This is a genomic window from Paracoccus methylovorus, assembly GCF_016919705.1.
Lineage (GTDB): Bacteria > Pseudomonadota > Alphaproteobacteria > Rhodobacterales > Rhodobacteraceae > Paracoccus > Paracoccus methylovorus.
Genome location: NZ_CP070372.1, coordinates 162,678 through 180,582 on the forward strand (window position 1 = coordinate 162,678; position 17,905 = coordinate 180,582).

The following is a 17,905-nucleotide window of genomic DNA, read 5'->3' on the forward strand; positions in this document are numbered from 1 at the left end:
ATGGACCAGTTGGCCGATCGCCCTGCCCTCTCTCATCGTGACCGGATCCAGGCCGTTTCCTGGATCGGACGGATCGGCCATGTGCTGTCTGATCTCTGCGCGGATCTCGATATCAGGGAGCATCCCGGGATCGCATTGCCGCTTGACCGTATCGGGCAGGATGCCGTGCATCTGCAGCAATTGCTGATGGGCGAGGGCCACAATGCTGGCTGAGGTCATACCTGCCGGAAAGCCTGGCGATCCCGATCCGGGATTTGGCCCCCGGATCGCCTATATCTGCCGCAAGGCCTGCCGGATCGAGATGCGCCATCTGGCCGGCGGCTGGATCCATGCCGGCGACCAGATGCGCTGGATCGCGCGGCTCAACCCGCATCGGTCCCGGCCATGCCATCATCTGGTGCTGAGCTGGTCGCCTTTGGAGCAACCCGATGATGACCAGATGATCGCGGCGGCAAGGCAGGTTTTGCGCGCACTCGGTGCCGGTGAACATCAGGCGGTCATCGCCATCCACCGGGACCGCGCACATCCACATGCCCATATCATCCTGAACGTGATCCATCCGCTGACCGGCAAGGGGCTCGATCTCGGCCATGATTATGCCCGACTCGAAAAGGCCTGCCGCCGGATCGAGCGACAGATGGGCTGGCCCGCGGATCGTGGCAGATATGACGTCGAGATCGTCGCTGATGAGATCATGCTTCGGCGCAAGCCGGCCGGCCATTGGCAGCAGTGCCGGCGCGATCGCGAGGAGGGGTTTCGTTCCGAGAGTACCGCCATGCGCGGCCATGCCCTTCGCACCGGCCTCCGGCCCCTGCATCGGATCCATGGCCCCGATCAGTTGCGTCTGATCCGGAGGGCGCTGGATGCCTGCGCGGACTGGCCTGGAACCCACGATGTCATGCGGGCAGCCGGTTGGGACTATCGCCCGCATGGGTCCGGCGCCCGGATTTCATCGCGGCAGGATCCGACCTGGTCGATTCCCGCAAGTCATCTCGGAGCTCGCTTTTCTCTGCGGAGGATGGTGAAGCGGCTTGGCGCCTTCATCCCGGCCGTGAAAGGCAGAGTTTCCCAGGCCACATCAATTTTCCGTCGGCAGTTGCAGCAGATCGGCAACAAGGAGAGGGGCGGCCCCCTGCCGCAACCCGATCCGGAGATTCTGGAACCGCTTGCCATGGAGCAGGCAGATCGACGCAGGCAAGCACAGGTGAAGCGACAGGCACGCGAGGATCTGCGGGCCCGGCAGGCAGAGGAGCGGCGGCAGATCGGGCACTGCCTTGGCAGGCGACGCAATGGGGTTGCCGTGCTCATCCGCAGCATGATGCATCAGCAACAGCGCGATCAGCGACAATGGCTCCAGGCATCGCACCCCCGTCGCGGCCCTCTGCCCCTGGCTGGCGATATGCTGGCCAGCCATGATCCGGATTCTCGGCTGTCGCGACAGTATTTGCGCGCGATGCGGCTGCATGCGCAGGAGGAGCGAGCCATCGGGATCACCCCACCCTGGGATCATACCGCCTGCCGGCAGGAATGGGCATTGGCGGAGAGGACCGACGGCAGGCCGGTCTCACCCCCACGACTCGACCATCTGCTGGCGGTATTCCGCAATGATCTGCGTATCGTCACCCCTTCGACCATCCTCATTGCGCAGCGCGACCTTCGCGACGGCATTTCCGGCTTCTGCCGTATCGATCCCGACCGCGGCATCTTCGATTCCCTACCCGCCCCGGGCGGCAGGGCGGGTCTGATCCGGATCGGTCCCCGAGGCAGCAGAACCTGCCGCCTGGTTCCGGATCTGCAGACGGCGATGATCACAGCCCTCATGACCGTCACAGAACCGGCTCTGATCGCTCTCATGCCCGACGATCCTGACCCTGAACAGGAAGCCACCTGTACCACGCCCCATGGGGCGCATAAAGCCACGCCTGCTTTCACGCATACCTGCGTCTCGCGCCGCTTTTCCGAGCTTCTCGGTACTTTGGCGCATGCCATCGAAGCGGAGTGCGATGTCCAGCATGGCTGGTCGCGGGATCCCGCGTTCGCCCATTGGCTGCGCGAATCCGAGTTACTTTGGCAACAGGCGCAAGACATGGCCCGCGATCTGGCCGAGAGCCCCGCCCTGCGCGCCGCGGATAGACCGCTGATCCGGGCCGCACAGGTCCTGCACTTCGTCCTCGGCTGCGAGCATCCGGCGGAATACGACGCGGCGGTCGTCGATCTGGCCACCTGCAGTGAGCGCTTGAGCTTACGCCGCGGCGATGCCGTCACATGGCACGTCCGCGAGATGATGCGCAGCGCCGAGATGCGGCTGGCGGAGATCGGCAGTCTCAAGATGATTCCGACCGCATGCGATCCAGATGGGCTCAACGACTGGCCCAGCTTCAGTTGCTGATCCGGTCCTGATCCGCACCCCATCCTGACTACACCCCCTGATCATGGCGTGCGCTTGCGCGCGCCATGCAGAGTGCGGCCGCACCGCACCAATCCGCCTGCCCTTTTTTCCAGAACACCCGCAACCGGGAGGATACTCCATGCCTAAAGCTCACCGTAAAAATACCGGATAGCCGTAGACATTGCCGCTCTCAGCCCAAACCCGCAGCAGCCGTTCAGTCTGGCACCTGTCTTCCTGTGCTCGCTTGCTCAGCGGCGCCTGCAGCCAAGCTGAAAGCCCGCTCGGCTGGATGCGCAGGCAACGGCACATAGCCCGCACCGAAAACCGGCCCCGATGCTCGGCCACAAACGCGTATCTCACTTTGCATCCTTGGCGAAATACGCGGTGACCTTTTTTAGGATGTCACGTTCCTCCGATACTCGGGCCAGCTCCCGCCTCAGCCGCCGGATCTCGGCGTCCTTCTCGCTGTCGCCTGATACCGCCTGCGCGAACTTGCGCTTCCACGCATAGAGCGAGTGCGTGCTGACCCCGAGCCGCTCCGAAACCTCCCTGACCGGACAGCCCCGTTCCGTGATCTGCGCGACCGCATCGCGTTTGAACTCGTCCGTGAAATTGCCTGTGCCCATCATGGCCTCCTTGCCTCAAAATTACCGAAGAAGGCGGCCACGAAATATGGGGCTATTCAGTTCACGAAGATCAGGTCCGCAAGCTTCACCAACTCATGGCGTGGATAGATCATGTCCGTCAGTTTCGGGCGCAGGAGATCATCTTGTTCGGGGCGGGGGGATGGGGCTTCGTCCGCGATCCGAAATTGCAGGGTTCCTGCGACAAGAAAACGAAACATAGCAGGACAAAGTCAACAAAGCTGCAAGTTTATCACACGAAATCGACTAGATACACGTTACTCAGACCGGGCTATTTAACCGAACACGACCGACAAGCTCGGGCGGGGCCGGAGGGTATATGCCGCATAGCAGCTCCTCGCTCAGAAGTCCCGGCCCCGCGCCGGTTCGACGTGCCGCTGGGATCTGAACCGCAAGGTTCATGAAGGTTTTACAAAACAGCCACGCTCGTGTCATGCCGCCGCTGCATTAGTCGCGCCGGAATGACAGGAAAGGGACAGCGCGGCATGACGGGTTTGCGGCTGTCGAACATCGGCAAGAGCTATGGTGAGACCAGAGTTCTGTCGGGTATCGACCTTGACATCGCGGCGGGCGAATTCGTGGCCGTGCTTGGCCCCTCGGGCTGCGGCAAGACCACGCTGCTGCGGCTGATTGCAGGCTTTGACCGCCCCGATGAAGGCACGGTCACCTTGGGCGACCAGAAGGTGGCGGGTGGAAATGTCATGGTGCCGCCTGAAGGGCGCGGCATCGGCATTGTGTTCCAGAATTACGCGCTGTGGCCGCATATGTCGGTGGCGGAAAATGTCGGCTATGCACTGAAGGTGGCGCGCCTGCCTCGGGCCGAACGCGAGGCCCGGGTGGCCCGCGCGCTGGATACCGTCGATCTGACGCCATTTGCTGCTCGCCGCCCGGCGGATCTGTCGGGCGGGCAACGCCAGCGGGTTGCGCTGGCACGCTGTCTGGCTGCCGGTTCGGATCTGGTGTTGTTGGATGAGCCACTGGCCAATCTGGATGTGCATTTGCGCGCTACCATGGAAGAGGAATTCCACCGCTTCCACCGCGAAAGCGGGGCGACATTGGTCTATATCACCCATGACCAATCCGAGGCGATGGCCTTGGCCGACCGTATCGCGGTGATGGACAAGGGCCGCCTGCTGCAATGCGCCAGCCCCCGGCAACTGTATCGCGAACCTGCCGACGCCACAGTGGCCGGTTTCATCGGGGGCGGACTGGTGCTGCCGGTCGAGGGACTGCGGCCCATCGGGCGCGGGCTTGCCACGGCCGATCTTCTGGGAACGCGGGTCCGCTTGCGCTGCCATGCCGGGGAAACCGGTCGGCCGCTGGCCACGGCCTCCACCCATCCAGCCGATATCCAACCTGCCCATCCGGGCGAGGCCGGCATCCCCGCCCGTGTCATCACCCGCACCTATCGCGGCGGAAGCTGGTCCTACGAGCTACGCCCGGAGACGGATCCGTCGCTCCGGCTGCCGATGGTGCTGCCCGACACAGCTACACCACCCGAACCGGGCGCGCGCCTGGATCTGGCATTTCGCGACCTCTGGGCCATCCCGCTTTCCGGCACCTCTGGTCCCGGGGCGGCACCGATTCTTTCCTCCTCCTCGCATCTTACGGAGCAATTCCAATGCGCCTGACTGTCACCACCTTTGCCCTGATGCTGTCCGCGACCGCGGTGTCGGCGCAGACCACGCTGACGCTCTACACGTCGCAATCGCCGGAAATCGCGCAACAGACCGTCGATGCCTTCATGGCGAAGCATCCCGATATCATTGTGGAATGGATGCGCAACGGCACCTCGCAGTTGATGAACATCATGACCGCCGAGCAGGAAGCCGGTGGCATCAAGGCCGATGTGCTGCTGGTCGCCGACAGTATCAACCTGGGCACGCTGAAGCAGCAAGGTCTGCTGCTTGCCTGGCCCGAGGCCCCGCTCGAAGGTATCGACCCGCTGATGTATGATGCCGACAAGACCTTCTTCGGCACCAAGATCTCGTCCACCGGCATCGTCTACAACACCCAGATCGCCGCACCCGTTACGGGCTGGGCCGATCTGTTCCAGGATGCCAATGCAGGCCAGATCGTTGCCCCGAGCCCGCTTTATTCCGGTGCGGCGCTGGTCCACATGCATTCGTTGCTGCAGGACGCCTCCCAGGGCTGGGGTTATTATGAACGTCTGAACACGCTTGGGGTGGTCCCCGAGGGCGGAAACGGCCCGGTGCTGAAGGCGGTGGCCGGGGGGCAGATGAAGTATGGCGTCAACATCGACGCAGATGTGCTGCGCGCCAAAAGGGCAGGATCGCCGGTAGAATTCGTCTACCCAACCGAAGGCGCCACCTTCTTCACCGAACCGGTGGCTATCCTTGCCGGCACCGATAAGGTCGAAGCGGCACATGCTTTCGTCAGCTTCATACTGTCGGAAGAGGGCCAGAAGCTGGCCGTCGAACAGGGTTATATGCCGGTCGACCCCAAGGTCGCCTCGCCCGAGGGAATGCCTGCACTGTCCGAGATCAAGCTGATGCCGCTGGATGCCGACCGCGCGGTGGCCGAGGATACCGAGGCCCGCGCCAAGTTCACCGAGATATTCGGCGGCTGATCGGGGATGAGTTCCATCTCGCACAGCAAAGGGGCGCCGCGCGCGCCCCTTTTCCGGATTTCCTCCGAAAGAATCGTGCTGGCCTTGCTGGCGCTACTGATCCTGTCTGTTTCCGTCGCGCCAATGCTGCGGCTGGCGCAGGCGGCTCTTTTAGATGATGACGGGCTGGCGATCGAGCGGCTGACAAAGCTGTTCTTACGCCCGCAGACCGGGGCTGCGATCTGGAACACCATCCAGATTTCGCTAACTTCAACCCTTGTTTCCCTGCTGGTAGGCACGATTTTCGCAGTGATCATGGTGCAGACCGACCTCCGCGGCAAATCGGCGCTGGTCTTTGCCTTCGTTCTGCCCCTGATGATCCCGCCGCAGGTGACTGCCATGGCCTGGATTCAGGCCTTCTCACCCTCCAGCCCGGTGCTGGGCTTACTTGGCCTGTCGATGGAGGCGGGCACGCGGCATCCCCTGTACTCCAAGACCGGGATCATCCTGCTTCTCGGCATCTACAACGCACCGCTGGTCTATCTGGCGATGCAGGCCAGCCTGCGTCGCATTCCGATGGATCTGGCCGAGGCGGCACGGGCCGCGGGGGCCGGTCCGCTCCGGGTGCTGCTGACGGTGATCCTGCCTTTGGCACGTGGCGGTATGGTGGCGGCGGCCAGCCTCGCTTTCGTCTCGGCCATCGGGAACTTCGGCATTCAGGCCATGCTGGGCATTCCCGCCCGCGTGCCGACCCTGATCATCCAGATCTATCAACAGATCAATGGGCTGGGGCCAAGCGCCTTGCTAAACATGGCGGCGTTGTCTTTGGTACTGGCCGCCCTGACCGTGGCGGGCGTGTTGCTGGCCGGCCGTGCGGGTGACCGCAACGATACCCGCGTCGATCTGGTCAGCCGCCCCCTGATGCTTCCCTTGGGCCGGGCCGGGATTGTGATCGCGGTGCTGCTTTGGGGTTATCAGATCGTCTCGCTGCTGCTGCCTTTGTCAGCGCTGCTCCAGACTTCTTTGGTCCCCGCTTACGGTCTGCCGCTGACGGCGGAGACGATCACCCTGAAGAACTATATTTCGGCCTTGTTCCAGCAAGTGTCGCTGCGCAATGCCTTTGTCACCTCGCTGTGGTTGACGTTGTTCACCATGGGCTTTCTGATGCTGAGCTCTGTTTTTCTGGGGTATTTTCTGGCATGGCGGCGCGGGCCTTTGGTGCGCCTTCTCCATTTCGGGTCTGAGGCCGCCTATACCCTGCCTGGCATTACGCTTGGCGTCGCAATGATCCTGCTGTTCCTCCGGCCTTTGCCGGGGGTCGGAATATCGATTTATGGCACTCCCTGGATTATTCTGGCGGCCTATGTCGCGGGTTTTTTCGCGCTGGCGCTGCGTCCGGTGCTGTCTGGCTATGCCCAGATCGACCGTGCACTGGAAGAGGCGGCGCAGGTCGCGGGTGCGGGTTTCCTGCGCCGGATGCGCGACGTGATCTGGCCGCTGATCGCCCCCACCGCCATTGCCGCCGCCGTGATCGTCTTCATGACCGCGATCAACGAGATCCAGACCTCGATCTTGCTGATCTCCTCCGGCACCCGCACCATTGGGCCGATGATCATCTTCCTTGAGGAAGGCGGGGCATCGACCCTTGCCGCCGCCGTTGGCTGCCTGATGATCCTGGGCGTGCTGACCCTTATGCTGCTGTCGACGGCGCTGTCGCGCTTCCTGCCGAAAGGCGTGTTGCCATGGCAATTCTGACCGCATTCAGCGGCCTTGGCGGCAAATCCCCGGCGGCCTTCCTGCTGGAGATTGCCGGACGGCGGATCCTGATGGATCTGGGCGAAGGTCCCACGCCGGGCCAGCGCCCGGATCTGGATGGTATCGGCCGGGTCGATGCGATCTTCCTGTCCCATGCGCATATCGACCATGTGGGGGCCATCGACCTCTGGCCGCAACTGGGTCGCCCGCCGGTTTTTGCCACCCGGGCCACCTTCGACGCCTTGCCGCTGCTGGGCCTGCATCTGCCGTATGAAGCCTGCCACGATCTGCCGCTGCAGGGCCCGGCGCAATTGCTGGATCTGCCCGTCTCTGTCGGGCGCAGCGGGCATGCCATGGGCGGCATCTGGCTGCATCTGTGGCAGGAGGGCGGCGCGCTTTACATGGGCGACTGGAGCCGGGAATCCGGACTTCTGCCCTTCGATCCGCCGCCGTTGGCGGATCTGGTGATCACCGACCTTTCCTATGGCGACCGGAACCAGAGACTGGTCGACCAGGTGGAGGCACTGGCGGACAGCATCATTCCCGGCACGGTGCTGCCGGTGCCGATCCTGGGGCGCGGCGCGGATATGGCACTGCGGCTGTCCGCCTTGGGCTTGTCGCCGGTGGTCTGCCCGCAGATCCGGTCCGAAATGCAAGGGGCATTGCCCGATCTGCGCTGCATCACCAACCCGTCAGAGGCTGGGGACGGCGAGGTGATCATCGCCGCAGATACCGAGCGACCCGGCGATCTGGTATCACGCCTGATCGCCGATCCGCGAGGCTGGCGCTTCATCTTTACCGGCCATGTCGCCCCCGGCAGTGCGGCGGCGGGGCTGATTACCGCTCGTCGCGCCTCCGGACACCCTTGGAACGTGCATCCCTGTGCCCGCGACCAGCTCTGGCTGGCCGAGGTCACTGGTGCCAGACACCTAATCCCCGCCTTCGGCGCACTGGACGGAGCCCCTGACCTTGCACAGGCTCTGGCCGCGGTATGGCGACCGAACCGGATCTGCCCCTGACAGAAGAAAGCCAAATCCATGCTGATCAAGGAAACCACCCGCGAGCAGGCCGAGAATGACACCACGATCCTTGTCCCGGTCCATAATCTGACCCTGCCCGAAGGCCGGATCTGCCGCCTTTACGTGGGCAATCTGATTGGGGCGGGCGATGGCGCAGGGCTGCTGGCGGCGGGGATCACGGCATCGCTGAATGTGTCGCTGAATATCGATGTCGCGCCTCTGCAATTGCCCGACGGCACCCATATGCGCCGTGCCAAGGTGGGGCTGATCGACGGGGCGGGCAATACACCCGCCCATCTTGCCGCCGCGGTGCTGGCACTGGAAGGACTGGTCACGCAGGCCAGCCCCGGCAAACCGAACTATCCTGCCCATCGTGCCGGGCATGTGCTGGTGAATTGCCGGGGCGGACGGTCGCGATCGGTTATTGTGCTGGCGATCTATCTGCACATGCGCGCGCCCGGGACGTTCCCGACACTGAACAGTGCGGTGAACCATATCCGCAGGGCGCGCGGCAATTCAGACACCTATCCGCTGCCCCCGATGTTGGATCTGGCGCGGGCGGTGCTGGCGAGCGGTGGCCTGCCCGCCCTGCTGCACGGTTAACCTCTCCCTCCGACAGGGACCATTACCGCCCTCATCCCCGTTTCTAGGACGCCATATAACTCAGGATCACCCAAGCGGGGGGCCAGCCCGGCCACCACCCAGAAGAGTTCCTATGAGGTCTTCCTGAGATCAACCTAGCAATTTAGTGGAGCGCTTCGCCCTCCGCGCGGATCTGGCACTACTGGTCGCAATCGCCAGCAGGCTTGAATCCTATGGATTGAAGATATACATATTCTGAACGTATATCCTGTGCGGGAGGTCCGAATCATGCAGATAGCGAAATGGGGCAACTCGCTGGCGGTCCGGTTGCCCGCCGAACTCGTGCGCGAACTCGGGCTTGAGGCTGGCGACGAGATCGAATTGTATCCAGCAGAGAAAGGCTTTGCCGTGCATCGCAGGCCTTCGGCCGAGGATGTACTTGCCGATCTGCGCCGATTTCGCGGGCGGCTCCCTGCCGCGGAGAGAATGAGCCGCAACGACGCGAATGCGCGCTGATTTCTTTGACACGAACATCGTCCTCTACCTGCTGGACGACAGCCCGAAAGCCGACATGGCCGCCGGCTTGTTGGCAAACGGCGGTGTGATCAGCGTCCAGGTACTGAACGAGGCTCTCGTCAACTGCATCAGGAAGGCCAGGATGTCCTGGCAGGAGGCAGGCGATTTCTTAGCTGGTGTGCGCGAGTTGTGCGAGGTGGTCGATCTCTCGGCGAGGATGCATGATGTGGGCTTGGCTGTTGGTGAACGATACGGATTCTCGGTCTATGACGCGATGATCGTCTCGGCCGCGCTGACCAGCGACTGCGAGCGGCTTTATACGGAAGATCTTCAGCATGATCAGCTGATCGAAGGCAGGCTTCGGGTCGTCAATCCCTTCAGGCAGTAATCCAGACGGCATTGTTGCAAAGGTCAGATCTTGAGCAGCCCCCCTTTCCTCGACGGCCTGATGTCACGCGTTCGATCTCGGCGGTGCCGAGTGAGGCACCTCATCTTTGCCTCAATCCGGCTTCCAACGTGATATCCGGACCAGCGTTTCCAGATCGTAAGACCGCATGTCTTTTTCACCTGCCCGGCCATGACGGATCAGTCTGCATCCTGATCGCTGGGCGGCGGGTGCCGTCCTTTTTGCGATAGAGAAAGACATGCGGTAAGCCCATGCAACGACCTACGTCAGAATTGATGTGTCCAAGGACAGGCTTGCGGTCGCGACCCGGGGGTGGTGACCGCTAGGGTGAGGTGCTGAACCTGGGCACATTCAAGAATACCCCCGCCAGCGTTAACAAGCTGCTGAAGAAACTTGCCGGGCGGGGCGATATCTCTGTCTGCTACGAAGCTGAACCAACGGCCGCACAGTTCGAAGGAACTCTTGATGAGTCATGGCTTGTCTCCGGGATTTCGCTACTTGTCCTCGCACTGGTTCTGGGCCTTTCCATCTCTCTGGACCTGTCCCGGCTCCGCTCTGGTCTTCTGAGAGCGATGTGCGCCAAGAAGGAGACCGAATATGGCAGCGATACACAGCGACGAGTTCAAGCGGAATGCGGTTCACATTGCGCTTGCCAGGAAGCCTGACACAGGCCCGCATTGCCGATCGATGGTTAAAAGTTAAGAAAGTATCGAAAATTCGGATGGAGGAGATGGCCCGACAACCGATACTGGCGGCTCTTCAGGCTACCGTATTCTGCAAGGAGGCTTCGATATAACGAAGCGCGCCAAGGGCCATGTCCGGGCTCACCCGTGCAGCAACAGCATCATCGTGTCCGGAAGCGACTCTGACCAAGTGCCTGCGCAATATTTCCACAGAAAGCGCGCCATCTTCCCTTAAAGCGGTGATGGCAATCTGCCCGATGGTGAAGGCTGCCATGTCCGGGGTAGCCACGTATTCAGGCGCTTGGCGGCGTGGCCGCATGATCGTTGCGTCGCTCATCAATCCCTCGCATTGCAAAACCGTCAGTCCGAAGATCGGTCTGGCGCTCAATATCCAAGCTGAACAATTTATTGCGCACCAACCGCGCATCCTGCGTGGCCGCTCTAGGGGATGGTGATCAGCGTTGTCATACGCCGATTGGTGTATGCACCTCAGTTTCGGTGTGCCGAGGCAATAATACGATCAAGGATGAGGTCATTGCGCTGGTAAAAAACCAACTCGGCCGCATCAGTGACCGGCTCAACGGTGATCAGGGGGTTGATCTTTTCCAGTTGCCTGCACGATGCGAGATCGATGCCGGCATCCTCAAGGGGTGCCAGATATCGCATGGGGATGGCAAGCTCCCGCAGCGCGGCGTCCATACGGTGGCACGAAAGCTGCAATTCCCGCACGAAGGTCGCGTGACCTTGTTTCAGCAAATGCTCACAGGCGTTTCGGATCAATGCTGTCCAATCGGGGTTGCGCACCGTTTGCTGGTTCAGCGGCGTATTGCGGAAAGCACGCTCGAGATACCAGTCCAGGCCGTGCTGGCGCATCATCCTGTGCCCGGATTTGGCCATCAGTTCGGCCACCCATGGCGCGCTGTCTGCGAGTTGCAGCAGGGTGCGCTGAATCTGCGGCAGACGCCGAACTCCCGAAGGATCGATCCCGGACGAGAAACCGACCGCCAGGATCCCATGGAAGCGCGAAGGATCCGCGACGGCCTCGACCACAAGGGGCAAGGTGCCGCTGGCCAATCCGACACCGAGGCAGGGGCGGTCGACGATCTGATCCAGAAAGGCCCGCAATACGACAAGATTGTCGCTCATCACATCAAGTGAAGGGTCCATCGTGCTGTTCCCATGACCCGGCCGTGACGGAACATATAGGCAGATGCCCGCGTCGCGCAGCCGGGCTTCTCCATCGCCGGGCAGCAGATAGGTCATCGGCAATCCGCGCAGCATGACCACCGGTACGCCCCGCTTCGCGCCCATCCACGTCCAGGCGATCTTGCGGCCATCGGACATCTCGATCAGCCTTTCGCGGCCTAGGGGATCGTGCCAGACAGGGGCCTCGCCCCGAAGACCGACGTGTTCACGACTGGCAATCATGGCCAGCAGGCGCATCAGGTCGATATTCGAGGGGGCGCCCATCTTGGCCATGATCGATTTGATCTGGGTGCGCACGGTCAGCAGCGACACGCCTCGCTCTGCAGCGATTGATTCGAGGTTGCGCATACGAAAAAACAGATGCGCGACCTCGGATTCGGCCTGCGTCAGGCCGAAGGCCTGTTGCAACCGCTCGGCGATCCGCGGCCCCCAGGCAATTTCCAGAGAACGGATGGCGATATGGGCGCCGCTCTGACCGGGCACGCGGATGAGGTAACCCTCAGCCAGGAAGGATTCACCATAATCCTCAGTAACCGGCAGGATCGTCAGGATTGCCTGCGCCGCGTTGCCCTGACCGGTGGCGGCGCGTAACAGCGCGCGATAGTCTTCCAGGGAATTTGGCGCTACGACAGCGGTGCCCATGAACGCGCCCTGCCGTTTACCAAATGCACGTTCGCCTGCGATGTTGATGACCGCGACATTGCCGTTTGGAGACAGCACAGCCGCCGGGCCTGGCACTTCGGAAACCGCCAGTTTCAGCGGGTCGCTTTCCGTCGGGACGTCCAGTTTTTCCAAGGTATTTCGGAAGGTCAGCAACTGGCCGAACAGACCCTTGGAGACCTTGGGATGCTCAGTATCTCCGCCGGAGGATGTCAGCTTGGTTTCCCAGTTCGCAACCATTTCATCGAAGGCATGTTCGTCGATGATCGAGCGATAGGTGCTGGCGATGATGTTCAGATCGATATCGTCATCCGAACTCTGGCCTTCGCTCAGTTGAGGGGACAGAAAGAAGTGCTGATCGGCCAGTGGCGTTTTGGATTTGGAACTGTGCATGAGCGGGCCTTTTTCAGGCAGACTGTCGCGACATCGCATTTTACCGGACTGCATTCAACCTTGACGGTCCCGAAACGGAAGGGCACTGTGTGAGGCTAAGCTCTGCGTAATCGCTGATTTTGGTGGTGGTGACGAACCGCTGGGTCCGGCAACCGCTTGCCGCCCCGTTGGGTATCTCCTTGCTCATTTCAGGGCCATCCGTATTGCAGGCGATGATATTGAAGATCACATACTGCATCAGCCTGGGCACCGAGGCCAGGTCCGCTACCACCCACGTGATCCGCACCATCTCCCGCAGATCGCGCCCGTTTCGTCCACAATGCATATCGACGTCTCTTTCACCAAGACATCCAGTCGGGCCCTTGGGCAGATTGCTGCTTCAGGAACGGGCGTCAGTTTGCCGCTTGACTTGGATTGGTCCCGAAACAGCGATCAAGTGGCGGGAGGCCTCGCCTGTTCTGTATCAGCAAACGGGGCGATCGATACCTGCGCACTCTGATGATCCACGGCGCGCGTACCGTTCTCAGCAAAGCCCATGGAAAGACCGTTCCCAGAAGCCAGTGGATTGGTCGTATGCGGGAACGGCGGCATCCGAACATCGTGGCCGTCGCTCTCGCGAACAAGAACGCCCGGGTCGTATGGTCGCTTCTGGCAGGTGGCGGAAACTATCGGCCGCCGCAAGCCGTCGCGGCTGGCTGAACCGGCAGCGCGATAGGCACGGGACGGAGGCCAACGGAACATTTCAGCAACTTGGGCTGAAGATGGTGAAAGGGTCGCTCCCATCGCTTCCAGAACCTGATGTGTGGACCGGCACGGCAGAGGCTGATGTTATGGGGGCATTGAGGAGGAAGCGCGCGGAAATCCATCGGGGCTCGCGGCGACGAAGGATCGGGCCGCTCACAGAAGCCGGATATACGTCCGCAATGGCGAGTTCTGAACCAGAGCCAACCAGACCGTTGCAATCAGGCGGGGTCCACATACATCCACACACGCCCCGGGTTTGCCGGAGGCTGATTTGGGTTAGTTACGCGGCCATGTCTTCAGTTTTCAGAGCCGCGTAGAAGTTTGCCTCTGCTTCCGCTGGCGGGATGTTCCCGATCGGCTCGAGAAGGCGGCGGTTGTTGAGCCAGTCGACCCATTCGAAGGTGGCAAATTCGACGGCCTCGAAGTTGCGCCATGGCCCGCGTCGATGGATGACCTCGGCCTTGAAGAGACCGTTGATCGTCTCGGCCAACGCGTTGTCGTAGCTGTCGCCTACACTGCCGACTGCGGGCTCGATGCCCGCTTCACCCAGCCTCTCGGTGTATTTGATCGACAAGTATTGCGACCCGCGGTCGGAATGGTGGACGAGCCCCGCGCCTTTGACCGGGCGGCGATCGTGGACAGCCTGTTCGAGGGCATCGAGCACGAAGCCTGCATGGTCCGAGGCGCTGACCCGCCAGCCAACGATCCGGCATGCGTGAGCGTTGATGACGAAGGCGACATAAACGAACCCTCTCCAGGTGGCGACATAGGTGAAATCGCTGACCCAGAGCATATTCGGCGCGGGTACCCGGAACTGCCGATTCACCTTGTCCAACGGGCATGGTGCCTTTCTGTCTGGCACCGTTGTCTTGTGCATCTTTCCCCGTATAATGCCTGGAATATCCATGCTCCTCATCCGCCGAGCCACCGTGCAACGGGCGACCGAGAAGCCTCCCCGAGCCAACTGACTCCAGACCTTCCGCACGCCGTAGACGCGCCAGTTCTCCTCGAAGACGCGTTCGCTCTTGGGCCGCAGAGCCGCATCGCGCCGGGCACGATCCGACAGTCGCTGCGGAGGCCACCAGCGAAGGAGGCGATCATGCTGTCTTCCGCCTCGTCGAGCTATCGGCGCGTGACCCACTAGCTTTGCCGCCACGGACTTGTAGTCAATCACAAGAGGGTAGCACGGTGAAGCGGGCGGCGCGCCTCAGCATCAAGCCTCGCAAACGCTCTGTGTGCACGACAATCAGCCGGCACGATTCGTCTTGCAAGCTATTTCGGGCTGACACCACGGATCATGCGTTGCAGAGCTAATCAGCGGACCCCCGTTCTTCTTTCATGGCTCCGGCGAGCTTGCGCATGAGGCGCACAAGTTCGCTAACGTCATGCGCCTCCCAGGTCTCAAAGATGGCGCGAACGTTACTCTCGCGTGCGGTGTCAATCTTGTCGGTCACCGCCTTATCCTTCGGCGTGACCACAGCCTCATTCACGCGGCGGTCGGCTGCGCTCTGCCTGCGCTCCGCCAGGCCAAGACTTTCCAGCTTGGCCACTTGACGGCTGACGGTGGTATAATCGCGGCCGATCCCGTCAGCGAGTTCCACTATGCCGACCGGACCGCGCCGCTCGATCCCGACAAGTAGGGGAAACAAGGCACGATCGAGCGAAATTCCGGCTTCGCGCACAAGGTCTTCGTCCCGCTGCGGCCGGTTCATAAGACTGACGATATCGATCAGCGCTGCGTGGAGTTCGCGAATCTGGTGACTCTCGATATGTGCATTTTTCACATTTTTTCTTGACGGCATTCCAAGTCTCCAATTATGTGCATATTACACACAAGGAGACAGACATGGCAACCGATTTTGCAGCAGATGTGCTCATCTGCGGCGCGGGCGCGGCCGGCCTGACGCTGGCGATCGAGCTTGCGCGGCGCGGGGTGTCTTTTCGGCTGATCGAGAAGCGACGGGAACCTTTCCGTGGCTCGCGCGGGAAGGGCATCCAGCCACGGACGCAGGAGATTCTTGAAGACCTGGGTATTCTCAACAAGATCGTTGCCGCCGGCGGCACCTATCCACCGATGCGCGAATATCGCGATGACGGCAGCTATGTAGAGAAAGACACCGGCGAGCGGCCCGATCCGACGCCGGGAGAACCCTACCATATCGCGTTGATGATCCCTCAATTTCTCACCGAACGGATCATGCGAGGACGACTGGTTGAGCTAGGTCATGGGGTCGAGTTCGGATGCGAGTTGGTCGGATTCGAGCAAAGTGAGAACGGCGTCACAGCACGCCTTGCAGGACCAAACGGCGAAGAAACCGTGCGTGTCCGCTATCTCGTTGGGGCAGACGGCGGGCGCAGCTTCGTGCGACACGCGCTTGGCGTGAATTTCCCCGGAAAGACGTTGGGCGTGCGCGCAATCGTGGCGGATGCCACGTTGACCGGCTTGGACCGCGATGCGTGGCACCAGTTCAACGACGGCGACATGGAGCGTATGGTCGCGATTTGCCCGCTCGCGGGAACTGATCTCTTCCAGATTCAGGCACCCATTCCACTGGACGGTAAAATCGACCTCTCGGCCGAAGGGCTTGGACGGATAATCGGCGAGCGCACAGGGGGCAGCAATATTCAGGTGAACTCGGTCGCATGGGCGTCGGCCTACGCGATGCACGCCCGGCTTGCCGATCGCTACAGGGTTGATCGGGTGTTCCTCGTCGGCGATGCCGCCCACATCCATCCGCCAACGGGTGGCCAGGGCCTCAATACCAGCGTGCAGGACGCCTATAACCTAGCCTGGAAACTCGCGGCCGTGCTCGGCGGCGCTGACTATGACCTGCTCGACACCTATGGAGAGGAGCGGCGGCCGGTCGCGGAATCAATGCTCGGCCTTTCAACCCGGCTGCTCGATGCGCAGAAGCAGGGTGGAATGCGCCGCGGCCGCGAGGTGCGCCAGCTCAATATCGGCTATCCGGACTCACCGCTCTCCCGACAACTGACTGAGCGCAGCGGAACCCTGCGTGCCGGAGACCGCGCACCGGATGCGCCAATTCGAGGCGCGGCTGGCCAACCCTCGCGACTGTTCCAACTGCTCCAAGGGCCGCATTGGACACTGCTTGTCCATGGGGCGGGCGGCGAGACGGTAGCGCCTCGGCCGGGGCTGCATGTCCACCACATCGACCCGCAAGGCGATGTCATCGACGCTTGGGGGCACGTCCACGATGCCTATGAACTGGCCCCCGGCGAGTGCGTGCTGATCAGGCCGGACGGCTATGTCGGTGCGTTCCTGATCCTTGGCGCAGACCGGACCAGAAAGCTCGCAAGGTATCTCGGCCACATGGGTGTGGGCCAACTCGAAGAGGAATCAAAATGAGGGCCGCCATCGTTTCTGCTGCCGGGCGGGCACCCGTTCTCGGAAAGCTCGCCGCTCCCGTGGCATCCATAGGCGAAAAGCTGATTCAGGTGAACGCCGCTGCCATCAGCCATGTCGTCAAAGCCCGAGCCTCGGGCGCACATTACAACGCCGGTGAGCAGTTTCCCTTCGTGGTCGGTATCGACGGCGTGGGGCGGCTGGAAGACGGCAGCCGAGTCTATTTCGCCCTGCCGCGACCGCCTTATGGAAGTATGGCCGACCTTATCGTGGCGGACGCAAGGCTTTGCGTCCCCGTGCCTGAGGGGCTTGACGACTTCACCGCCGCTGCGATCGCCAATCCCGGCATGTCCTCCTGGGCTGCGCTGAGCGAGCGCTCTCGGCTGAAACCGGGCGAGACGGTGCTGATCAATGGTGCCACCGGCACTTCGGGGAGGCTTGCGGTCCAGATCGCCAGGCTGCTTGGCGCGGGCCGCATTATCGCCACCGGCCGCAACGTCAAGGCTCTTGGCGAAGCAGAGGCGCTTGGCGCTGATGTGACAATCCAACTCGGCGAGGATAGAGAGCAGCTTGAGCGCCGATTCATGCAGGAGTTTGCCCGCGGCGTCGATATCGTGATCGACTATCTCTGGGGCCAAAGCGCCGAATGCCTGCTGATCGCTGCCGTCAAGGCAGGCCGTGATGCAGTGCCCATGCGCTTCGTTCAGGTGGGATCGGTGGCCACTCAGGACATTACCCTGCCAAGTGCGGTGCTGCGCGCTTCAGCGATCGAACTAATGGGCAGCGGCAACGGTAGTGTTCCGGTTCCTCGCCTGATCGAAATCACCAACGAGGTTCTTCGTGCGACCTCCTCCAACGATCTCAAGATTGCCTTCAAGCCGGTGCCGTTCTGCGATTTCGATCAGGCATGGCCGCTGGATGACAGCACCTGCCGCACCGTCTTTGTCATGAATACCGGAGGGGTGTGAGATGACG

General features: G+C 61.9%; 15 protein-coding genes and 3 pseudogenes. 13 read left to right on the forward strand and 5 right to left on the reverse strand.

What is annotated here, in order from left to right; genetic code table 11:
- Together JWJ88_RS21290 and JWJ88_RS21295 are read left to right on the forward strand one after the other, a co-directional pair.
- Positions 1-213 (forward strand): hypothetical protein, encoded by a 213-nt coding sequence (locus JWJ88_RS21290; protein ID WP_205296969.1) that lies wholly within the window; start codon positions 1-3, stop codon positions 211-213.
- Positions 203-2,389 carry a relaxase/mobilization nuclease domain-containing protein gene (locus tag JWJ88_RS21295; protein ID WP_205296970.1) on the forward strand — a complete coding sequence of 729 codons (2,187 nt, stop codon included), beginning with the start codon at positions 203-205 and terminating at the stop codon, positions 2,387-2,389. Before JWJ88_RS21290 ends, JWJ88_RS21295 begins: the two co-directional genes overlap by 11 nt.
- A gap of 168 nt (positions 2,390-2,557) precedes the next feature.
- Here JWJ88_RS21295 and JWJ88_RS21300 read toward each other — a convergent pair.
- Positions 2,558-3,018, reverse strand: a pseudogene (locus JWJ88_RS21300) (transposase); the annotation flags it as partial.
- A gap of 500 nt (positions 3,019-3,518) precedes the next feature.
- Here JWJ88_RS21300 and JWJ88_RS21305 point away from each other — a divergent pair.
- From JWJ88_RS21305 to JWJ88_RS21340, 8 genes are all read left to right on the forward strand, one after another.
- Entirely contained in the window at positions 3,519-4,664 is a 1,146-nt protein-coding gene (locus JWJ88_RS21305; protein ID WP_205296971.1) for an ABC transporter ATP-binding protein, read from the forward strand.
- Positions 4,655-5,623 carry an ABC transporter substrate-binding protein gene (locus tag JWJ88_RS21310; protein WP_205296972.1) on the forward strand — a complete coding sequence of 323 codons (969 nt, stop codon included), beginning with the start codon at positions 4,655-4,657 and terminating at the stop codon, positions 5,621-5,623. The genes JWJ88_RS21305 and JWJ88_RS21310 overlap by 10 nt, the downstream gene beginning before the upstream one ends.
- A gap of 6 nt (positions 5,624-5,629) precedes the next feature.
- A complete protein-coding gene (locus JWJ88_RS21315; RefSeq protein ID WP_205296973.1) occupies positions 5,630-7,357 on the forward strand; it encodes an ABC transporter permease in 1,728 nt (575 codons plus the stop codon).
- Positions 7,345-8,376: an MBL fold metallo-hydrolase gene (locus JWJ88_RS21320; protein WP_240200384.1), complete on the forward strand. Its 1,032-nt coding sequence runs from the start codon at positions 7,345-7,347 to the stop codon at positions 8,374-8,376. The genes JWJ88_RS21315 and JWJ88_RS21320 overlap by 13 nt, the downstream gene beginning before the upstream one ends.
- 18 nt (positions 8,377-8,394) lie before the next feature.
- Positions 8,395-8,979, forward strand: a complete 585-nt coding sequence (locus JWJ88_RS21325) for a protein-tyrosine phosphatase family protein (RefSeq protein ID WP_205296974.1) — start codon at positions 8,395-8,397, stop codon at positions 8,977-8,979.
- 267 nt (positions 8,980-9,246) lie between these two features.
- On the forward strand, positions 9,247-9,474 hold the full coding sequence (locus JWJ88_RS21330; RefSeq protein WP_205296975.1) for an AbrB/MazE/SpoVT family DNA-binding domain-containing protein: 228 nt from the start codon (positions 9,247-9,249) through the stop codon (positions 9,472-9,474).
- Positions 9,464-9,862, forward strand: coding sequence for a PIN domain-containing protein (locus tag JWJ88_RS21335; protein ID WP_205296976.1), 399 nt, complete (start codon positions 9,464-9,466; stop codon positions 9,860-9,862). Before JWJ88_RS21330 ends, JWJ88_RS21335 begins: the two co-directional genes overlap by 11 nt.
- Positions 9,863-10,212: 350 nt before the next feature.
- Positions 10,213-10,545: a hypothetical protein gene (locus JWJ88_RS21340; RefSeq protein WP_205296977.1), complete on the forward strand. Its 333-nt coding sequence runs from the start codon at positions 10,213-10,215 to the stop codon at positions 10,543-10,545.
- A gap of 94 nt (positions 10,546-10,639) precedes the next feature.
- Here the strand turns inward: JWJ88_RS21340 and JWJ88_RS21345 are convergent, their stop codons facing one another.
- Positions 10,640-10,900 (reverse strand): hypothetical protein, encoded by a 261-nt coding sequence (locus JWJ88_RS21345; RefSeq protein WP_240200385.1) that lies wholly within the window; start codon positions 10,898-10,900, stop codon positions 10,640-10,642.
- Positions 10,901-11,052: 152 nt separating this feature from the next.
- Positions 11,053-12,822, reverse strand: a complete 1,770-nt coding sequence (locus JWJ88_RS21350) for an alpha/beta fold hydrolase (protein WP_205296979.1) — start codon at positions 12,820-12,822, stop codon at positions 11,053-11,055.
- A 378-nt stretch (positions 12,823-13,200) separates the two neighbouring features.
- On the opposite strand from JWJ88_RS21350, the pseudogene JWJ88_RS21355 reads away from it, so the two are divergent.
- Positions 13,201-13,521, forward strand: a pseudogene (locus JWJ88_RS21355) (transposase); the annotation flags it as partial.
- 325 nt (positions 13,522-13,846) lie between these two features.
- Here the strand turns inward: JWJ88_RS21355 and JWJ88_RS21360 are convergent.
- Both JWJ88_RS21360 and JWJ88_RS21365 read right to left on the reverse strand, forming a co-directional pair.
- Positions 13,847-14,668: pseudogene (locus tag JWJ88_RS21360) on the reverse strand (IS3 family transposase); the annotation flags it as partial.
- A 208-nt stretch (positions 14,669-14,876) separates the two neighbouring features.
- Positions 14,877-15,368 (reverse strand): MarR family winged helix-turn-helix transcriptional regulator, encoded by a 492-nt coding sequence (locus JWJ88_RS21365; RefSeq protein WP_205296980.1) that lies wholly within the window; start codon positions 15,366-15,368, stop codon positions 14,877-14,879.
- Positions 15,369-15,412: 44 nt separating this feature from the next.
- Between JWJ88_RS21365 and JWJ88_RS21370 the strand changes: the two genes are divergently transcribed.
- On the forward strand, positions 15,413-16,933 hold the full coding sequence (locus JWJ88_RS21370) for an FAD-dependent oxidoreductase (protein WP_205296981.1): 1,521 nt from the start codon (positions 15,413-15,415) through the stop codon (positions 16,931-16,933).
- Complete coding sequence (locus JWJ88_RS21375) at positions 16,930-17,898, forward strand: quinone oxidoreductase family protein (protein ID WP_205296982.1); 969 nt, start codon at positions 16,930-16,932, stop codon at positions 17,896-17,898. Before JWJ88_RS21370 ends, JWJ88_RS21375 begins: the two co-directional genes overlap by 4 nt.
- Positions 17,899-17,905 lie beyond the last annotated feature (7 nt).

Excerpts from the sequence above, each read along its gene's own strand:
- JWJ88_RS21330 (WP_205296975.1), top strand. The coding sequence starts at position 9,247 with ATGCAGATAGCGAAATGGGGCAACTCGCTGGCGGTCCGGTTGCCCGCC.
- JWJ88_RS21305 (WP_205296971.1), top strand. The coding sequence starts at position 3,519 with ATGACGGGTTTGCGGCTGTCGAACATCGGCAAGAGCTATGGTGAGACC.
- JWJ88_RS21335 (WP_205296976.1), top strand. The coding sequence starts at position 9,464 with ATGCGCGCTGATTTCTTTGACACGAACATCGTCCTCTACCTGCTGGAC.
- JWJ88_RS21350 (WP_205296979.1), bottom strand. The coding sequence starts at position 12,822 with ATGCACAGTTCCAAATCCAAAACGCCACTGGCCGATCAGCACTTCTTT.
- JWJ88_RS21325 (WP_205296974.1), top strand. The coding sequence starts at position 8,395 with ATGCTGATCAAGGAAACCACCCGCGAGCAGGCCGAGAATGACACCACG.
- JWJ88_RS21365 (WP_205296980.1), bottom strand. The coding sequence starts at position 15,368 with ATGCCGTCAAGAAAAAATGTGAAAAATGCACATATCGAGAGTCACCAG.
- JWJ88_RS21345 (WP_240200385.1), bottom strand. The coding sequence starts at position 10,900 with ATGAGCGACGCAACGATCATGCGGCCACGCCGCCAAGCGCCTGAATAC.
- JWJ88_RS21315 (WP_205296973.1), top strand. The coding sequence starts at position 5,630 with ATGAGTTCCATCTCGCACAGCAAAGGGGCGCCGCGCGCGCCCCTTTTC.
- JWJ88_RS21295 (WP_205296970.1), top strand. The coding sequence starts at position 203 with ATGCTGGCTGAGGTCATACCTGCCGGAAAGCCTGGCGATCCCGATCCG.
- JWJ88_RS21310 (WP_205296972.1), top strand. The coding sequence starts at position 4,655 with ATGCGCCTGACTGTCACCACCTTTGCCCTGATGCTGTCCGCGACCGCG.
- JWJ88_RS21290 (WP_205296969.1), top strand. The coding sequence starts at position 1 with ATGGACCAGTTGGCCGATCGCCCTGCCCTCTCTCATCGTGACCGGATC.
- JWJ88_RS21375 (WP_205296982.1), top strand. The coding sequence starts at position 16,930 with ATGAGGGCCGCCATCGTTTCTGCTGCCGGGCGGGCACCCGTTCTCGGA.
- JWJ88_RS21320 (WP_240200384.1), top strand. The coding sequence starts at position 7,345 with ATGGCAATTCTGACCGCATTCAGCGGCCTTGGCGGCAAATCCCCGGCG.
- JWJ88_RS21370 (WP_205296981.1), top strand. The coding sequence starts at position 15,413 with ATGGCAACCGATTTTGCAGCAGATGTGCTCATCTGCGGCGCGGGCGCG.